13 protein-coding genes are annotated in these 18,049 nt (G+C 58.2%); 9 read left to right on the top strand and 4 right to left on the bottom strand.

Annotated elements, in window-relative coordinates:
• Positions 1-20: 20 nt before the first annotated feature.
• Positions 21-3,107 carry a VPS10 domain-containing protein gene (locus tag ORG26_RS21715; RefSeq protein WP_266365586.1) on the bottom strand — a complete coding sequence of 1,029 codons (3,087 nt, stop codon included), beginning with the start codon at positions 3,105-3,107 and terminating at the stop codon, positions 21-23.
• Between the two features lie 63 nt (positions 3,108-3,170).
• The gene (locus ORG26_RS21710; RefSeq protein WP_266365584.1) at positions 3,171-3,914 is read right to left on the bottom strand and encodes a LolA-like protein; all 744 of its coding nucleotides are present in this window, start codon (positions 3,912-3,914) and stop codon (positions 3,171-3,173) included.
• Positions 3,915-4,161: 247 nt separating this feature from the next.
• Here ORG26_RS21710 and lpxB point away from each other — a divergent pair, with 247 nt between their 5' ends.
• From lpxB to ORG26_RS21680, 6 genes are all read left to right on the top strand, one after another.
• Positions 4,162-5,271, top strand: a complete 1,110-nt coding sequence (gene lpxB / locus ORG26_RS21705; RefSeq protein ID WP_266365582.1) for a lipid-A-disaccharide synthase — start codon at positions 4,162-4,164, stop codon at positions 5,269-5,271.
• A gap of 141 nt (positions 5,272-5,412) precedes the next feature.
• A complete protein-coding gene (locus ORG26_RS21700) occupies positions 5,413-6,759 on the top strand; it encodes a GntP family permease (protein WP_266365580.1) in 1,347 nt (448 codons plus the stop codon).
• Positions 6,760-6,895: 136 nt separating this feature from the next.
• Positions 6,896-7,360, top strand: a complete 465-nt coding sequence (locus ORG26_RS21695) for a GNAT family N-acetyltransferase (protein ID WP_407704833.1) — start codon at positions 6,896-6,898, stop codon at positions 7,358-7,360.
• 116 nt (positions 7,361-7,476) lie between these two features.
• Entirely contained in the window at positions 7,477-8,607 is a 1,131-nt protein-coding gene (locus tag ORG26_RS21690) for a glycerate kinase (protein ID WP_266365578.1), read from the top strand.
• Between the two features lie 61 nt (positions 8,608-8,668).
• Positions 8,669-9,934, top strand: a complete 1,266-nt coding sequence (locus ORG26_RS21685; RefSeq protein ID WP_266365576.1) for a cation:dicarboxylate symporter family transporter — start codon at positions 8,669-8,671, stop codon at positions 9,932-9,934.
• A 91-nt stretch (positions 9,935-10,025) separates the two neighbouring features.
• Positions 10,026-10,547: a hypothetical protein gene (locus tag ORG26_RS21680; RefSeq protein ID WP_266365574.1), complete on the top strand. Its 522-nt coding sequence runs from the start codon at positions 10,026-10,028 to the stop codon at positions 10,545-10,547.
• Here the strand turns inward: ORG26_RS21680 and ORG26_RS21675 are convergent.
• Positions 10,544-10,906 carry a MerR family transcriptional regulator gene (locus ORG26_RS21675; RefSeq protein ID WP_266365572.1) on the bottom strand — a complete coding sequence of 121 codons (363 nt, stop codon included), beginning with the start codon at positions 10,904-10,906 and terminating at the stop codon, positions 10,544-10,546. The two genes, ORG26_RS21680 and ORG26_RS21675, sit on opposite strands and share 4 nt — an antisense overlap.
• A 223-nt stretch (positions 10,907-11,129) precedes the next feature.
• On the opposite strand from ORG26_RS21675, the gene alaS reads away from it, so the two are divergent.
• The 3 genes from alaS to ORG26_RS21660 all read left to right on the top strand — a co-directional run bounded on the left by alaS (position 11,130) and on the right by ORG26_RS21660 (position 16,922).
• Entirely contained in the window at positions 11,130-13,802 is a 2,673-nt protein-coding gene (gene alaS, locus ORG26_RS21670; RefSeq protein WP_266365570.1) for an alanine--tRNA ligase, read from the top strand.
• A 485-nt stretch (positions 13,803-14,287) separates the two neighbouring features.
• On the top strand, positions 14,288-16,432 hold the full coding sequence (locus ORG26_RS21665; RefSeq protein ID WP_266365568.1) for a tetratricopeptide repeat protein: 2,145 nt from the start codon (positions 14,288-14,290) through the stop codon (positions 16,430-16,432).
• 55 nt (positions 16,433-16,487) lie between these two features.
• Positions 16,488-16,922 (top strand): DoxX family protein, encoded by a 435-nt coding sequence (locus ORG26_RS21660; RefSeq protein ID WP_266365566.1) that lies wholly within the window; start codon positions 16,488-16,490, stop codon positions 16,920-16,922.
• An 87-nt stretch (positions 16,923-17,009) separates the two neighbouring features.
• Here ORG26_RS21660 and ORG26_RS21655 read toward each other — a convergent pair whose 3' ends face one another.
• Positions 17,010-17,942, bottom strand: coding sequence for an AraC family transcriptional regulator (locus ORG26_RS21655; protein ID WP_266365564.1), 933 nt, complete (start codon positions 17,940-17,942; stop codon positions 17,010-17,012).
• Between the last annotated feature and the right edge of the window lie 107 nt (positions 17,943-18,049).

Genomic DNA, 18,049 nt, shown 5'->3' with positions numbered 1-18,049 from the left:
CTTAATTTTTAACTCACAATTCATAATTCTTTTTTAAAGTCCTCGAAGGACCTGAGGCTGATTTCGGGCAGTTGTTCTTTGCTCAGGCGTTCAGCGAACGTTTTGTAACGGGTGGCCTTGATAGTTTCGAACTTAGCCTGGGCGTCTTTCAGACGGGTTTCCAGGACATTCAGGTTCGCCATCTGGGCGTTCGACGGGCGACCGAAATAGCCCGCCACTTCGCTGTAGAGCGTCGCAATCTTTTCCCGAAGCTGCGGGTCAGCCGTCCCGACGTAGTTATCTCCCTTCGTAATCACCAGCGATTCTTTCAGCGCATCCAGGTCTTTCAGCAGCGGATCGGCGGCTTTTTTGAGCTTGTCGTTCTGTTTGACCCGTTCGGCGGCCCCGTCGCGCAGGGCGTCGAGCTGGTCCACCAGCCAGGCCAGCTGCTCCGACATGTTGTAGAGCTTCATCGTCACGTCGAACTGCTGTTTGCGGTCTTCGGCCGAATGAATGGAACTCGGGTCGGGTTTCAGCGCCAGGCGGGTTTCGTAGGTCTTATCCCCCTTGGTCAGCTTCACCAGATAATTGCCCTCCGGCAGCCGTGGGGCCGTAAACCCGCCGAAAGCCAGCGTTTTGGCCTTGGCGACTTTGGGCTGTTTCAGCCGGTAATTCCAGTCCACGATGTTGATGCCTTTGGCCTTGCCCGGCGTCAGGTCTGTGAGGCGTTTGCCGGTCTCGTCGAAGAGTTCGAGCGTCATTTTGCCAAACGTGTGCCGGTTTTTGAGGTAATAAATGATCTTAGCCGACCGGTTGGGGTTCTCGCCGACGTACTCCCCGGCATCGCCGCCTTCCACAAACCCCGCGTCGTCGCGCATGACGGTCGGCGCGGTCTCGAAGAAGTGCAGGTCTTTGGCTATCACCTCTTTGGTCACCTGCCGCAGCGGGCTGATGTCATCGATGATGATGATGCCGCGCCCGTGCGTGGCCAGCACCAGATCAGCCTCTTCCGGATGCAGGGCGATGTAGTGCACGGCCACCGGCGGCATGTTGTTCCGGAACTGCGACCAGTTCTGCCCGCCGTCAACCGTCACAAACAGGCCGAATTCCGTTCCCAGAAACAGCAGGTTCGGGTTCACCAGATCTTCTTTCAGATGCCGCGCAAACCCCTGAATGTCGGGTGTCACGATGGATTTCCAGGTCCTGCCCAGGTCGGTCGTTTTGTAGACGTACGGCTTCATGTCGTTCTGCGTATGGCCGTCGAAGACCACGTAGGCCGTAGCCTTATCAAAACGGCTCGGCTCCACGTGGTAGGCCCAGGTGTTTTTGGGCAGGCCCGGCACGTTGGCAATTACGTTGGTCCACGTCCTGCCGCCGTCGGTCGTTACCTGCACATTACCGTCATCCGTACCAACCCAGATCAGGGCCTCGTCCAGCGGCGATTCGGCGACCGAGAAGATCGTGCAGTGATTTTCGGCGCCGGAATTATCGGCGCTCAGGCCGCCGGACGCCTCCTGGTTCTGCTTGGCCTTATCGTTGGTGGTCAGGTCGGGCGAAATCTTGGTCCAGGTCTCGCCCATGTCGTCGGAGCGGTGCAGAAACTGGCTACCGACGTACAGCCGGTCGGGTTTGTGCGGGCTGATCTGCAGGGCGGCGTTCCAGTTGAAGCGCAGTTTGGGGTCATTGGCTTCGGCGTAGGGCTTGATGATCTTCGCCTGCCGCCGTTCGGTATCGTAGCGCCAGAGGTTCTCGGCCCCCTGCATTTCCGAATACACGATGTTGGCTTTGGTCGGATGCCGGTACACCCGGAAGCCGTCGCCCATGCCGACCGAGAACCAGTCCCGGTTTTCGATGCCGCCCGGACTGTCCGAGGGGCCGTACCACGAGCCGTTGTCCTGCAGACCGCCGTAGATTTTGTACGGCTTGCTGTTGTCGACGCTTACCTGATAAAACTGCGAAATGGGCAGTCCCTTGACCATGTCCATCACGTTGCCGCCGTCGTAGGACCGGTACACACCGCCGTCGGTCGCCGCGGTCAGCATGTTGGAGTTGTTGATGTCGAACCAGATGTCGTGAATGTCCGAGTGCATGGTCCCGAGCGTGCGGAACGTCTTGCCCCCGTCGCGACTGATGGACCCGCTCAGGCCCGCCTTGCAGAGCACTTCCGGATTTCTGGGATCTACCACGATGCGGGAAAAATAGAACGGCCGGACGGTGAGTTCAAAGTCGCCGTTGGTCCGTTTCCAGCTGGCCCCGGCATCGTCGGAGCGGTAAAGTCCTTTGGTTTCGGCGGTTTCGGATTCGATGACCGAATACAGAATGTTCGGGCTGGACGGCGCAATCGCCACCGCGATTCGGCCCAGTTTCCCGCCGGGAAAACCGTTGTGGATCTTGTTCCAGGTCTTGCCGCCGTCGGTCGATTTGTAAAGCGCACTTTTGGTTCCGCCCGAATTGAACGACCAGGCCGTACGGCGGGCCTCCCAGAACGAAGCATACAGAGTGTTCGGCGCCTTCGGGTCGATGGCCAAGTCGGCGCAGCCCGTGTTTTCGTCCACGAACAGAATCTTTTCCCAGGTTTTGCCGCCGTCGGTCGTTTTGTAAACGCCCCGTTCGGCGCTCGGCCCCCAGAGTGCACCCAGCACGCCGACGTAGACCGTAGCCGGATTGTTCGGGTCGATTTTAACGGCGCTGATCCGTTCGGATTTTTCGAGGCCCATGCGGGTCCAGTTCTGTCCGCCGTCGGTCGTTTTGTAAACGCCGTCGCCGATGGTCACGCTGTTGCGGGTCCAGCATTCGCCCGTCCCGACCCAGATCACCTGATCCGGAGCTTTCGGGTCAACGGCCACGGCGCCGATGGATTGCGCGTGTTTGTCAAAAATGGGCTTGTAGGTAACGCCTCCGTCGGTCGTTTTCCAGACACCGCCGCCCGCCGCGCCGACGTACAATACCCGGGCGTCGGTAGGGTGCCCTTCGAGGTCCGACACCCGGCCGCTCATCAGGGCCGGGCCGATGTGGCGCGCCCGCAGGGAGCCAAACAGTTCGTCGCCTTTCAGCGGAATGGCGTCCTGGGCAAGGGCCGGGAAAGTGCAGCATAAGCCCAGCACAAGGAGGTAAAGCCTTTTTTTCATACCCATAAAGTTTTGTGGAGAAAGAAAAAGGCCGGCACCGGGGCACCGGCCTGGTTGGGGCGGTTATTCGCCTTCCGGCATCCGGAACTCCTTGTCGTCGATGTCGGTGTTGATTTCGATTTTATCGGCGGTCATCGAAAAAGCCTGCTGCCCGTTCACTTTCTGAGCGGTAGTAAAGGGGAAGAACATGCCGTTCACTTCCTGATAATCGCTCATGTACGTCTCGACGGGCTGGCCTTTCTGCGGACCTTTTTTCCCGAACGAACGCACCATGATCGGCACATTGTCGGCCACGCTGAAGAAGTAGTAGCTGATATTCTCCTCTTCTTTGCCGTCCACCTTTACGGGTTTTTTGGTCAGTTTGACCTTGTAGCACTCGGTGCCTTCGATGGTTTCCTTGCCCTGAAGCTCGGCCTTGTAGCCTTTGTCCTTATAGTTCAGAAAAGGGTCCTGAACCTCCGTGTCGGCCTTCATCAGCTCACTGTCTTCGGTTTCCATCTTTTCGGGCTTCATGGTCATCATGTTGGTCACCCAGGCGGTCTGTCCGTCGAAGGCGGGCTGCACGATTTCCTTTCCCTGAAAATTGATGGTGAGCTTCATTTTGTTGGGCGCCTCCTGAAGCACCACGATGGGCAGGTCCATGCCCTGCGCCTTGGCTTTCCCGGACATTTTGATGCTTTTCAGCGCCATCCACTTGTCTTTTCCGCCCGTCTGGGCAAAGTATTTATCCAGGATTTCATCCACCGTTTGCGCCTGAACGGCCAGGGCGGCTATTACGAAGAGAGAGGATAGTAAAAAGCGTTTCATTTGGAAATTAGAAGGTTAGCGTGTAACAATAATTTTTTCGATGTTACAAACTTTCCCGAAAAGCCCCAATCACATGACGGTAGTTTTGGGAAGAACGGCGCAGGAGAATTATGAATTAAGAGTTAAGAATTATGAGTTGGCGCTGCTGATTCGGGATGGTGAACAGGCGGAGCCACCCACGGCGGCGAACCGCTCACAACTCTTAACTCATAATTCTTAATTCATAACTCCTCTTTACTTTTGCGGCATGAAGTACTACCTCATTGCCGGAGAGCGGTCCGGCGACCTGCACGGCGGGAATCTGATCCAGGCTATCCGGCGGCACGACCCGGCGGCAACATTCCGCGCCTGGGGCGGCGAACAGATGGAGGTGGCCGGGGCGGTTCTCGTGCGGCATTACCGGGAAATGGCCTTTATGGGCTTTTGGGAAGTGGTGCAGAACCTGGGCGCCATCCGCCGGAATTTCCGCGACTGCGAACGCGACCTGCTCGCCAATCGCCCGGATGTGCTGATTCTGATCGATTATGCCGGTTTCAACCTCCGCATGGCCCGTTTTGCCAAAAAACACGGCATCCGGGTGTTCTATTACATCTCGCCCAAAGTCTGGGCCTGGAACCAGAAACGCGCCCTGAAAATCAAGGCCACCGTTGACCGGCTGTTTGTCATTCTGACCTTCGAAGTCGATTTTTTCCGGCAATACGACTACCGCGTGGACTATGTCGGCAACCCGCTGATGGACGCCATTGCGGCTTTTCAACCCGACGCCACCTTTGCCGGGCGCTTTACAAAGCCGGTGGTGGCCCTGCTGCCGGGCAGCCGCAAACAGGAAGTGGAAGGCGTGCTGCCGACGATGCTGGCCGCGACGAAGGCGTTTCCGGACTACCAGTTCGTGGTGGCCGGGGTCAGCAACCTGCCGGAAATGCTTTACCAGAAGCATCTGGCCGCCTACCCGGGCATCACGGTGGTGAACGACGACGCCTACAACCTGCTGTCGGTGGCCGAGGCCGCGCTGGTCACGTCGGGAACGGCCACGCTGGAAACGGCGCTGCTGGACGTGCCGCAGGTAGTCTGCTACCGGACCGGCCGGATTTCCTACGAAATTGCCCGGCGACTGATTGCCGTTCCGTACATTTCGCTGGTCAATCTCATCGCCGACAAGCCCGCCGTGACCGAACTGATTCAGAACGACCTGACGCCCGAACGGCTGGCGGACGAACTGCGGCAAATCCTGCCCGGTGGTTCGCGCCGCGCCGCCATGCTGACCGACTACGCTGAACTGCGGGACCGCGTCGGCGGCCCCGGCGCGTCGGACCGGGCGGGCGAACTGATGGTCAGCTATCTCCGTAACGCGGAGTGATACTCCGCGCCTCTTTCCCAAGATCAACACCCCACCATCCCAAACCCCTTTAAACTGAGTAGAAATCCGCCCCCCTTTCATTTGATATACTAACCTTAACCACCGATTCCAACCGTCGGCGTTCCGGCCGCGCCCCCTGCCATGTCTCCTGCCCTGCTGCTGACTTTCAGCATTGTTGCCATCATTCTGCTCAGTTCGCGCTTCAAAATCCACACCTTCGCCGTGCTGGTCGGGCTGGCCATGCTGGTGGGATTGCTGGCCGGTATGCCGTCGGGCGAGGTGCTGAAACACCTGCGGGCGGGCTTCGGACATACGCTCGAAAAAATCGGTCTGCTGGTCATTCTGGGCACCATCCTCGGCAGTCTGCTCGACCACAGCCGCGCCACTCACAGCCTGGCCAACGCCATTCTGCGCCGGCTCGGGTCGGAACGGGCGCCGCTGGCCGTGCTGCTGATGGCCTTTCTGGTGGGGCTGCCCATCTTCTGCGACTCGGGATTTATCGTCCTCAGCGGACTGGTGCTGACGCTGGCGCGGCAACTGGCCGACCGCTTTCCGGGCCGGTCGATTCATCTGCAACTGGTGCTTTGTCTGGCGGGCGGGCTGTATGCCGTGCACTGTCTGGTGCCGCCGCATCCGGGCATTACGGCAGCGCTGGGCGTGGTCGGCGTGGACACGGGGCGGATGATTCTACTGGGCACGGCGCTGGCGGTGCCGGGCACGGTCGTCAGTTTTCTCTGGGCCCGGTACGCGTCCCGCCGCTATCCGCCGGAGGTGCCCGTTCATGCCTTCGACGACTTCAAACCGGACGAAACCACCGGACCGCTGCCTTCCGCCGCCGGGGCGCTGGCGGCCATTCTGGTGCCCATCGGCCTGATCGCGCTCAAATCCATCGTTTCCCTGTCGCCGGCGCTTTATCCGGACGTTCTGCTCAGCCTGCTGAATTTCATCGGTGACCCGGTAGCGGCGCTCGGTGTCGGCATTGTGCTGGCGCTTTTCCTATTTTCCTCGCTGAGCAAAACGCTTTTCAACGAATTACTGGAAGAAGCCATCGTGAAAGCCGGGCCGGTGCTGGTGATTGTCGGAGCCGGGGGTGCTTTTGGCGAGATCATCCGGAATCTGGGCCTCGAAAACAGCCTGAAGAGTGTCGTTCAGCAGGCCGGGCTGGGGCTGCTGATTCCGTTTGGGCTGACGGTGCTGTTCAAAACGGCGCAGGGTTCGTCGACGGTGGCGGTGCTGTCGGCGGCCACCATCCTCCAGCCGCTGCTGCCGACGCTGGGGCTGGAAAGCGAGTGGGAGAAACTGCTGGCGCTGGCCGCTATGGGAGCCGGTTCGATGACCCTCTCCCACGCCAACGACGCCTATTTCTGGGTGGTGGCCCGCTTCGGCCGGATCGACACCCCGACCATGTTCCGCACCTACAGCCTGTTGTCGTTGTGGATGGGATTAATTACGTTTGCCTGCATTTGGGTGATTTATCTGTTGCTTTAGGGTTTAAAGTTTAGGGTTAGCGTCGCCAGGCCAACTATAAACTCTAAACCATAAACTATAAACCTTAAAGCCCAAACCTTAACCTTCCATTGCCTTGATTAGACCTGCCACCGAAACCGATATTCCGCAACTCACGATGCTGGTCAATTCTGCCTACCGGGGCGATAGCTCGCGGAAGGGCTGGACAACCGAGGCCGACCTGCTCGGCGGCATCCGGACGACCGAAGAGGGCATGCGCGCCATGCTGCAAAAGCCGACCGCAACCATTCTCTGCTACCTCCAGGCGGACGACCTGATCGGCTGCGTTTACCTCGAAAAAAAAGAGGAGGACTTGTACCTCGGCATGCTGACCGTGGACCCCGAACGGCAGGCGGGCGGAATCGGCAAACAGCTGTTGAGCGCCGCCGAAGAACACGCCCGCGCGCAGGGTTGCCGGGCTATCCAGATGACCGTCATTTCGGTCCGGCACGAACTGATCGCCTATTACGAACGGCGCGGCTTCCGGGCCACCGGCGAAACCGAGCCCTTCCCCATGAACGACCCCCGCTTCGGCCTGCCCAAACAGAATCTGGAATTTATCGTACTGAAGAAGAACGTGTAAGGTTGAAGGTTTAAGGTTGAACGCGCTCCGCCTCATCCCGTGCCCCACCCCGTTCATCGTTAAACGTTCAACCTTATACCTTAAACCTTCAACTTTAAACCCTAAACCCTTCCCCCTTGCGCATCCTCGTCGCTCCTGACAAATTCAAAGGTACGCTGTCGGCGGCTCAGGCCGCTGAGGCCATTGCCGCGGGCCTGCTGCTCCACGACCCGACGCTGGCCGTCACGGTCCAGCCGCTGGCCGATGGCGGCGAAGGCACGGCCGAACTGCTCACGCAGGCCACCAACGGGCAGTTTTTCACCGCGACGGTGGCCGACCCGCTCTCGCGGTCCGTCGAGGCGCGGTATGGTCTTTCGGGCGACGGCAGCACGGCCTTTGTCGAAATGGCCGAAGCCTCCGGACTGCACCGGCTCAGCACCTTCGAGCGGAATCCGCTGCGGACCAGCACTTTCGGAACGGGCGAACTGCTCCGGGCAGTCCTTGACCGGAACGTCCGGACCATTGTCCTTTGCATCGGCGGAAGCGCCACCAACGACGGCGGAACCGGCCTCGCCGCGGCGCTGGGCTGGGAATTTCGGGACGAAGCCGGGAACGCCGTGGAACCCGTGGGCGGCAGTCTGGAACGCATCGCGTCGGTGTCCGATAAAAACGTGGACCCGCGCCTCCGGACCGTCCGGATTCTTGTGGCCTGCGATGTCGATAATCCGCTGTACGGTCCGAACGGGGCAGCGCCGGTCTACGGTCCGCAGAAAGGAGCCGATGCCGGGATGGTGGAACGTCTGGACCACGGCCTCAGGCAACTGGCGGACGTGGTGGCGGCCCATTCCGGGCAAGATCTGGCTCAGGAACCGGGCAGCGGCGCGGCGGGCGGTACGGGTTTCGGGGCCCGCGTTTTTCTGAAGGCGGAACTGCAAAGCGGAGTCGCCATCGTTTCGCAGTACCTGCAGCTTGAACAAAAAGTACGCGACGCGGATTTGATTTTAACGGGTGAAGGCAAAATCGATTCGCAAACCCTGTCCGGCAAACTGATCGGCGGCCTGACGGCGCTGGCCCGGCAGCAACAGGTGCCGGTTGCGGCGTTCTGCGGACGGCTGGCCTTGTCCGAAGCCGAGGTCAGCCAGCTTGGTCTGGTGGCGGCAACCGCCATCACCCCGGACGGCATGCGGTATGACGATGCCGTCCGGCGGGCACCGATGCTGCTTTCGGCGGCGGCTTATGCGTTTATCCGGAATTGGGTTAGTTCGTAACGGTGAGCAGCGCCCCGGCCCGAAAATCTGTTCCCCGTAACCTTGTTTTTACCCTTATTTTATGAAGAAAATCTTCACCAATCTCACGTTCTGGGTTCTCACCGCCATCACGGCCGGTGCCCTGCTGGGCCATCTGGCTCCGGAAACGGCCGTCAAAATGGAGTTTCTGGGCAAAGGCTTTATTTCGGTGGTCAAGCTGTTTATCGAGCCGATTATTTTCCTGACCATTTCGCTGGGCATCGTCGGCATGAGCGACCTCAAAAAAGTCGGGCGCGTGGGCGGCAAAGCCCTGCTGTACTTTGAAGTGGTCACGACGCTGGCCCTGCTGATCGGTCTGGTGGTCGCCAACCTCATCCGGCCCGGCGACGGCGTAACGAGCCAGGCGACCGGCGACGTGACCAAATACACAAAAGGAGCCTCGGAGTTTAGCTGGTGGCGGTTTCTGGCCGACAACGTGACGATTCAGGTGCTGCTGTTCGCCATTGTCTTCGGCATTGTGCTCGGGCGGTATTCGGGCAAGGACCGCATCATCGGCTGGCTTTCGTTCGCCTCGAAATGGGTCTTCAAGGGGCTGCACTTCGTGATGCTGTTTGCGCCCGTGGGGGCCTTCGGCGGTATGGCCTTTACCATCGGAAAATACGGTCTCAAAACGCTGGTGCCGCTGGCGAAACTGATGCTGACCGTGTACACGACCATGGGGATTTTCGTGTTTGTGGTGCTTTTTCTGATTCTGCGGCAATACCGCGTCAGTCTGTGGAAGTACCTCCGTTACATCCGCGAAGAACTGCTGATTGTGCTCGGCACCTCGTCTTCCGAAGCGGGTCTCCCCTCGCTGATGGAAAAACTCGAACGCATGGGCTGCTCCAAATCCGTGGTCGGGCTGGTGGTCCCGGCGGGTTATTCGTTCAATCTGGACGGTACGACGATCTACCTGTCGATGGCGACCATTTTTCTGGCGCAGGTTTTTGGGGTCGAACTGGGCTGGAGTGAACTGCTGACGATCATCGGCGTGCTGATGGTTACGTCCAAAGGCGCGGCGGGCGTGACCGGCAGCGGTTTTATCGTGCTGGCCAGCACCTTACAGGCCGTGCAGCACAACGGCGTGCCCCTGATTCCGGTGGAAGGGCTGGCGCTGCTGCTGGGCGTGGACCGGTTTATGTCCGAGGCGCGAAGCATCACCAACTTCATCGGCAACGGCGTCGCGACGATCTGGCTGGCCAACAACGAGCGGGAATTCGACCGGGCGAAGATGGAACGGGCCTTCCGCCGGGTGGAGGATACGGAAGATATCGGGAAGGACAATATCGAATTTCTGACCAAGCCCTGATACGAATAATAAGAAGTTGCGGTTACTGGAAGTCCGGCCGGGATGTGTCTGAAAATTCGGCGTACCTTTGCCCTCAGTACTTTACCGTAACATGCGCTTCCTTCTTTTTTTAACGCTTCTGAACGGGGCAATTCTCAGTTCAGCGGCCTCGTATGCCCAAAAGCGGGCTGAACAGGCCGAAACCTTCATCACGCCGGTCCCGACGGCGCCGTCGAGCACGGCCCTTTCCCCGGGCCATTTTTCACGAAACTTTCCACTGGTGAATATGGAAGACCTGCAACAAACGATGACGCGGGCCGAACGGATTCAGCAGATGCGATCGCTGGATGATCCGGAGGTGAACGGGCATCTGCGGGCGACCAAACGAAAACAGATGACGGGCCTTGCCCTGACGGCCATCGGAATCTGCATCTCGTTCATCCCGAAGGTGGAGTACACCACCACCGCGTACGGCTACACCCAGAAATCGGTTTCGTCCGGATTTCTGGCGCAGCCGATCAGCCTCCTGTTTCTGCTGCCCGGTCTGACGCTCCAGATTGGGTCACACAATTCCGAACACCGGGCGACGGAGCGGTACAATGAGCTGGTTCAGGAACGGCTCTACGGTCATTAAGCCGCCTCGTCCGGGGTCGGCGAACCCGGACCGGCCTCCAGGCTGTCGCGGGCGTCCACCAGAAATTTCCGGATTTCCTTCATCCGTTCCATGATCCGCCGCGCTTCGCTCTGGCGGGACGAACGGCCTTTCAGGTGCTGACGGGCTCCTTCCAGCGTAAACCCTTTTTCCTCAACCAGTTCGAAGATGTTTCGGACCAGCGCAATGTCTTCTTTGGTGTAAATCCGGTCGCCCGAACGGTTTTTGCGGGGACTGAGCATCGGAAATTCTTTTTCGTAAAAACGCAGCTTCGAGATGTTCACGCCGAACATATCGGCCACTTCCCGAATGCCGTAATACCGTTTGGTTAGCTCCTCCATACCGATTCAATGAGCGAATGAGCGAATTGTGAATGAATGAATAAACAAAGGACAGCGAAAATAACGTAAATTTGCGGGAAATTAAGTCGTAAGCGGTCCGCCGCCGCGGTCGGAAGTCCTGAGTCGTAAGTGGCCGGGACTTGCCATTGCCCGATTTTCCGGTGACGGAAACCTGCGACCGTTGCCGCGGACCGCTTACGACTTGTTGACTTACGACTGTTTTATGACCTCTTCCGAAATTCGCCGCCACTTTTTAGAGTTTTTCCGCAGCAAGGGCCACCTGATTGTGCCGTCCGCGCCGCTGGTTGCCAAAAACGACCCTACGCTGATGTTCAACAACTCGGGCATGGCGCAGTTCAAGGATTTTTTCCTCGGCAACGGCACCCCGCCCTCCCGGCGCGTGGCCGATACGCAGAAATGCCTGCGCGTGTCGGGCAAGCACAACGACCTGGAAGACGTCGGCTTCGACACGTACCACCACACCATGTTCGAAATGCTCGGCAACTGGTCCTTCGGCGATTATTTCAAGAAAGAAGCGCTCGAATGGTCGTGGGAACTGCTGACGGGAGTCTACAAGCTGCCGAAAGACCGGATTTATGTGTCGGTGTTTAAGGGCGACGAGCGGGACAACGTGCCCTTCGACCAGGAAGCCTGGGACATCTGGAAAGGCATCATCGGTGACGACAGCCGCATTATTCTCGGCAACAAAAAAGATAATTTCTGGGAAATGGGCGAAACGGGTCCCTGCGGTCCCTGCTCCGAAATCCACATCGACCTGCGCTCGCCGGACGAAGTGGCCCTCAAACCGGGTAAGGAACTCGTGAACGCCGACCACCCGCAGGTCGTCGAAATCTGGAACAACGTCTTTATGCAGTTTAACCGGAAAGCCGACGGCTCGCTGGAAGAACTGCCCGCCAGACACGTCGATACCGGCATGGGCTTCGAACGCCTCTGCATGGCGATTCAGGGCAAACAATCGAACTACGACACCGACGTTTTCACCGGCACCATTGGCGTCATTGAAGAATTGTCGGGCCGAAAATACACTGGCAGCATGGACAAGGGCGATATCGCCATGCGCGTCATCGCCGACCACATCCGGGCCGTGTCCTTCGCCATTGCCGACGGGCTGATGCCGTCCAACGCCAAGGCGGGCTACGTCATTCGCCGGATTCTGCGCCGGGCCGTCCGCTACGGGTATTCGTACCTGGGCTTTACGGACCCGTTCATGACCAAGCTCGTGCCGACGCTGGCGATGCAATTTGCCGACGTTTTCCCCGAACTGAACGCCCAGCGCGACTTTGTGGCGACGGTGATTCGGGAAGAAGAGGCCTCCTTCCTGCGGACGCTCGAAAACGGCCTGAAACTGCTGGACCGGCTCACGGCGGAACTGGCCGAGCGGGGCGAGAAGGTCATCGATGGCGAAACGGTTTTCGAACTCAACGACACCTTCGGCTTCCCCGTAGACCTCACGGCCCTGATTGCCCGCGAAAAAGGCTTTCAGCTTGATGAGGAAGGCTATCGGCAGGCGCTTCAGACGCAGAAAACCCGTTCGCGCAAAGACGCTTCGTCGTCCACGGGCGACTGGATGGAACTGACCGACGCCGACCGGATCGAATTTGTGGGCTACGACGAAGTGGAGGCCGACGCCCGCGTCGTGAAGTACCGCAAGGTGCAGAACAAGCAGGGCACGCAGTACCAGATTGTGCTGGACAAAACCCCGTTCTACGCGGAGTCCGGCGGTCAGGTGGGCGACACGGGAACGCTGGAATTAACAAGGAATAATGAACAATTGATTGTTATTCGGATTGCGGATACGAAGAAGGAAAACGACCTCATCATCCATATTTCGAATGACAAAGACATAGACGAAGCGCTGCAAACGGCGGATTCGGTGGTGGCCCGCATCGACACCGAACGCCGGGAGGCCACCGAAAACAACCACTCAGCCACCCACCTGCTGCACGCCGCCCTGCGCGAGGTGCTCGGCACGCACGTGGCCCAGAAAGGTTCGCTGGTCAGCCCGGATGTGCTGCGTTTCGACTTCTCGCACTTCTCGAAAGTGACGGACGAAGAACTGGCGCAGATCGAGCAGATTGTGAATGCCAAAATCCGGGAAAACATTCCGCTGGACGAAAAGCGCAACGTGCCCATCGAAGAAGCCAAAAACCTGGGTGCGATGGCCCTGTTCGGGGAAAAATACGGCGACTTTGTCCGGGTCATCACCTTCGACCCGAGCTACTCCGTCGAACTTTGCGGCGGGACGCACGTACCGTCTACGGGCCAGATCGGTCTGCTTAAACTGACGTCGGAAGGGTCGGTATCGACGGGCGTCCGCCGCGTGGAAGCCGTCACGGCCGGAAAGGCACTGGACCTGCTCAACGAGTATGAAGGCACCGTTTCGCAGTTGAAAGAACTCCTCAAGGCACCGAAAGACGTGGTGAAAGCCGTGCAGAGCCTTATGGAAGAAAAGAACCAGCTGCTGAAGAAAATCGAAGCGCTGGAGGCGGAGAAAGTTCAGCAGATCAAGGAGCAGTTGCTGTCGCGGGTGGAAACCACAAATGGGGGCGCCGAACCGGGGTATCATGTCCTCGTCGAGCGGGTAACCGTCCCCTCGGCCGACGCGCTCAAGCAACTGGCCTACGACCTGAAAGCAAAAGTCGGGAATCTGGCGCTGGTGCTGGGTGCCGAGATCGGCGGCAAACCGCAGCTGGCCGTGATGTTTGCCGACGAGCTGGTAAAAGCCAAAAACCTGCACGCGGGCAATGTCGTCAAGGAACTGGCGAAGGAAATCCGCGGCGGCGGCGGCGGACAGCCGTTCTTCGCCACGGCGGGCGGTTCGGACCCCGCCGGGCTGGACCGGGCGCTGGCCAAAGGCCGTGAACTGCTGCAATAAGCCCTTGCGCTGAAACCGTTTAAACGGTTTGGACAACAGCCGGCCGTCATTCGTAGCCCACGGTTTAAACCGTGGGCTATGGTTTTATTGGTGGGTTGTGGTTTGAATCGTGGGCGATGGTTTGAACCGTTGCCGATGAGACCGCCCTCCCATTCCGCGCTCAACCCATTGCGGTTATGCACATCCGTGCCCCACGGCTTAAACCGTGGGGCACGGGCAACGATTTTACGCAGCCCCTAACCGATTCATCGGTTTACGCAACGGCTATCCGCTACGGGCAGCTTACGACCTGAACGGTAGCCGCAAACGGCCTTTCCGACCCTTTCGCCTGTCTTGTAAAAGCCCGCATACTAAGTAAAATTCAATCGAAATAACGCCTTTCAACCAATTTTAGCCCAATTTTTGCATATAACCTTTTGTCTGGTATTTGCCTGTTTTCGGCAAAACTATTACCTTCACTTTGCCTCCACTAACTCAGTCAACGAATGCCGAGGTTGCTATTTGCTGTTATCGCGTTGCTGCTGTTTCCGGCTTTCCACCCACCGACCCGAGTCCAGTCCGCGGAATCGTCCGCTGATTCGATTCCGCGTCTGAACAACACGGCTATTCGCCTTTCCGCCAAGCACAACCATCCGGCAGCCTTTCAACTTCTGCAACGGGCCTCCGCCGCCCGGCCGGTCGATACGGTCGTTTACAACAAAGCGTTAGTGCTCGGCAAAATGCAGCGCTTTGCCGAGGCCGACCAGTTGCTCCAGTCGGTCAGCGGTTTTCACTTCGCCGAAGCCAACCGGGGTATTTACCGCTGCATGCAGGGCGATGTGCCTTCGGGCCTGACGATGCTCGAAAATTCTTCGGCCGGAAAAGCGCAGGCCGGTCAGCTGATTTACAACCGGGCCCTCGCCTATTACCAGCTCGACCGGCTTCCGGAAGCGCAGCGGGCCATTGAAGAAGCCCTCCGGCAGCGGGGCACCGAACCCGTGTACCGCCTTCTGAAAGGCGATATTTTTCTGAAACAGGGCAAACACCGCGAGGCGCTGGCCGTCTTCCGTTCGTTGCAAGGCGACCCGTCGATGAGCCGCTTTCTGCCCATCCGGATCGGCAACGTCATGCTCGGGCTGAAACAGTACGAGGAGGCGGCCGAACTGTTTGAAAACTACCTCCTTGCCCGCGACCGGGTTTACCACTTTTCGGCCTGTTACGGGCTGGGAAACGCCCGCTACGGACTGAAACAGTACGCCCGGGCCGTGCAGGCGTTCCGGCATGCGGTGCTACTGGAACCCCAGTCGTCGGCGGCGCATCTGGGACTGGGGCACGCGTTCACCAGCCAGCGGGATTACAAAAACGCCCGGGAGTCCTACGAGACGGTCCTGCGGTTACAGCCGGAAAACAAGTCGGCGCATCTGGGAATGGGCGTGGTGGCCTACCGGCAGGGCAAGTACGAGGAAAGCATGGAAGAGTTTGAGCTGGCCGGAGACCTGTTCAATCCGAAGGACCCGACGCTGGCCGACTGTTTCCTGAACCGGGGCCTGGCCCGGCTGGCGATGGGCCGGAACCAGCCCGCCATGAAAGACTTTTTCCAGGTCATTCAGCTGGATAAACGCAACGCGGCAGCCCACGCGGGGGTCAGCGAAGTGTACCGGAAAAACGATAATTTTCTGCAGGCCATCCGCTACATGGACCAGGCCGTCCATCTGGCGCCCAACAACGACCACCTGCTGACCAACAAAGGCAATCTGTACCTGAAAACGGGCAACATGGACGAGGCGTACCCCATGTTCGTCTGGGCGCTGAAGTACAACCCCCGCAACATCAACGCCCTGAACGGACTCGGCGCGGTGCTGGTGGAACGCGACCGCATCGAACGGGCACAGGCTATCTACGACAGTCTTATTACGCACGGTCACCACAAGTCGTTTCTGTACAACAACCGGGGCATTGTCCGCTCGTACCTCGCACTGAAGCTCGAACGGGCCAAGGATTTCAACAATTCGCGGCAGTATTATTACCGCTCGTTAAAGGATTTTGAGCGGGCCGCCAGCCTCGACTCGTCGCGCAAGCAGTATTACAACAACCGGGGCAACGTTTACAAAAACATCAAGGATTTCGGCAACGCCATCCAGAGCTATCAGGGTCACCTCGACCGGACGGCCATCAACAACATGGGCGTGCTGTACGCCAGCAATGCCGACGGCAAAGCGTCTCATTACTACCTGAATCTGGCCATCGATCTCGATTCGACCAACCAGATCTACCACTACAACCGCTACCGGCTTTTCAAGGATTATTTCAATGATTCGCTGAATACCCGGGAAGACAGGCGGCAGGCCGGATCGCTGGTGCTGACCAACTCCATCAGCGCCAAATACAGCAAGGACGGCTACATCAACATTTATCTGTACGATTACGACTTCGACAAGCTCGAATTTCCGGGCGAACACGTGTTTCCGATCAAACCCGAACTGCCCCCGCCGCCCGCCTACCGGCCGCTCGATGAACTGGTGCAGATGGACATTCGGGCCGAGAAAGCCAACAGCCGGGTGTCTCCTTCGCTGCATATTACTTCCAAAAAAATGCCCAAACCGCGACGGGCGCGCATTGCTTCCGAAACGGCCTGCCCCAAAATAAGCTGACTTGCTTTTTGCTTTGGACTTTTTTACCTTAAGCTTGTACTAAATCCACAAGCTTATGAATCTCGTACAACGCGTTGAACATTGGGGCGACACGCACCACCCCGTCTGGACGGATGGGCTGCGGATTATTCTCGGGATGATTCTCTTCATGAAGGGAGTCAGCTTTATCAGCGACACTTCGTACCTGACCAGTCTGGTCGGCGGCGTCAAATTCAGCCTGACGCCGGTGGTGCTGGTGCATTATGTGGCCTTCGCGCACCTGTTCGGAGGCTTTCTGATTATGCTGGGTTGTCTGACACGTCTGGCTGTGCTACTGCAGCTTCCGATTCTGGTCGGAGCGGTATTCTTCATCAATATTTCACAGGGCTTCTCATACCTCAACTCCGAACTCTGGCTCTCGCTGCTGGTTCTGGCCCTGCTGGTCGTCTTCCTCGTCATCGGCTCCGGCCCCTTCTCGCTGGACTCGTACATGCGCAAACACGAACACTGAATTCAGTTAAGAATTAAGAGTTAAAAGTTAAAAGTAAGGCTCCGCCGTATCAGAATCCTGAATCAGCGAAGCCCCTATTTTTAACTTTTAACTCTTAATTCTTAACTGTTTATATTCTCGGGGGCTGACCCGTTCGACGGACCGGAAGGCGCTGCTGAAGTGGGTGAGGCTGTTGAAGCCGGATTCGTAGCAGGCGTCGGTGATGGATTTGGCGGGATTGCTCAGAATCTGTTTGGCGAGCCGGATGCGTTCGTTCAGGATAAACTGGACGGGCGAAAGACCCAGTTCGTTTTTGAAAAGCCGGAAAAAATGGGACTTGGAAAGGCAGGCTTTGTTGCATAACTCATTGATCGACAGGTTCCGGGTGAGGTTCTGCCGGATGTACTCGATGACATACGCGAGCCGGTGTGTATTCAGATGCTGGCGGGTCTCGGTCAGCAGCACATTCCGGACGCGGGTTTGCATTAGCCTCAAAATCAGCTCTTTGAGGGATATATCGATAAAGATCGGCTTCAGCGAGTTATTCTCCCGGAACACCCGGATGATCTTCTCGATCAGCGAATTCAGTTCAAAATCGTTGTGCAGGTGGTAATCCACATCGTCCATCCGCCATCCGCCGGTTTCTTCCGCGCGGGGCTGGGTTTCGTTCAGGCTGCTGACCGTTTCCTGAATAAAATCGCTCGAAATAGTGAGCGCCATGCAGCGGGTCGGGTTGTGAAGGTCCGCTTCCGGAAAATCGATCTTCATCGACTTCTGGGCCGGAATCAGCAGGGACTCGCCGGGCAGATAATCAAACGGCTGCAGCGGGTCGAGGTGCATGACTTTCTTGCCGGTCAGCATGCTCGTCAGCACCGGCGCTTCAAAGGCAAGCTCGACCAGCGAGGCCCGCTGGAAGGTTTCGTACAGGTGCAACTCGGCATGGTCGTGAGCCAGCGTAAGCTTATTTTCCACCAATCGGTCAAGGCGACCACCGAGGACATTGGTCAGTTCGTTCGGGTTCACCAGGCTTCTTTTCTTCATCACGGCATCTTCGTTAGGATCGGCGCCATACCCCTCACAGGCGTAGGAAATAAAATGGGACTCTGACGTAAGAAAATGAGACTCTGACGCAATTCAACTTGCACAAT

It is taken from the genome of Tellurirhabdus rosea (assembly GCF_026278345.1).
GTDB lineage: Bacteria > Bacteroidota > Bacteroidia > Cytophagales > Spirosomataceae > Tellurirhabdus > Tellurirhabdus rosea.
Note: the sequence above shows the minus strand (reverse complement) of the source record. Positions and strands in the feature narration are given on the sequence as shown.

Coding starts and splice junctions, on each gene's coding strand:
- ORG26_RS21715 (WP_266365586.1), bottom strand. CDS start 3,107: ATGAAAAAAAGGCTTTACCTCCTTGTGCTGGGCTTATGCTGCACTTTC.
- ORG26_RS21710 (WP_266365584.1), bottom strand. CDS start 3,914: ATGAAACGCTTTTTACTATCCTCTCTCTTCGTAATAGCCGCCCTGGCC.
- lpxB (WP_266365582.1), top strand. CDS start 4,162: ATGAAGTACTACCTCATTGCCGGAGAGCGGTCCGGCGACCTGCACGGC.
- ORG26_RS21700 (WP_266365580.1), top strand. CDS start 5,413: ATGTCTCCTGCCCTGCTGCTGACTTTCAGCATTGTTGCCATCATTCTG.
- ORG26_RS21695 (WP_407704833.1), top strand. CDS start 6,896: ATGCTGGTCAATTCTGCCTACCGGGGCGATAGCTCGCGGAAGGGCTGG.
- ORG26_RS21685 (WP_266365576.1), top strand. CDS start 8,669: ATGAAGAAAATCTTCACCAATCTCACGTTCTGGGTTCTCACCGCCATC.
- ORG26_RS21680 (WP_266365574.1), top strand. CDS start 10,026: ATGCGCTTCCTTCTTTTTTTAACGCTTCTGAACGGGGCAATTCTCAGT.
- ORG26_RS21675 (WP_266365572.1), bottom strand. CDS start 10,906: ATGGAGGAGCTAACCAAACGGTATTACGGCATTCGGGAAGTGGCCGAT.
- alaS (WP_266365570.1), top strand. CDS start 11,130: ATGACCTCTTCCGAAATTCGCCGCCACTTTTTAGAGTTTTTCCGCAGC.
- ORG26_RS21665 (WP_266365568.1), top strand. CDS start 14,288: ATGCCGAGGTTGCTATTTGCTGTTATCGCGTTGCTGCTGTTTCCGGCT.
- ORG26_RS21660 (WP_266365566.1), top strand. CDS start 16,488: ATGAATCTCGTACAACGCGTTGAACATTGGGGCGACACGCACCACCCC.
- ORG26_RS21655 (WP_266365564.1), bottom strand. CDS start 17,942: ATGAAGAAAAGAAGCCTGGTGAACCCGAACGAACTGACCAATGTCCTC.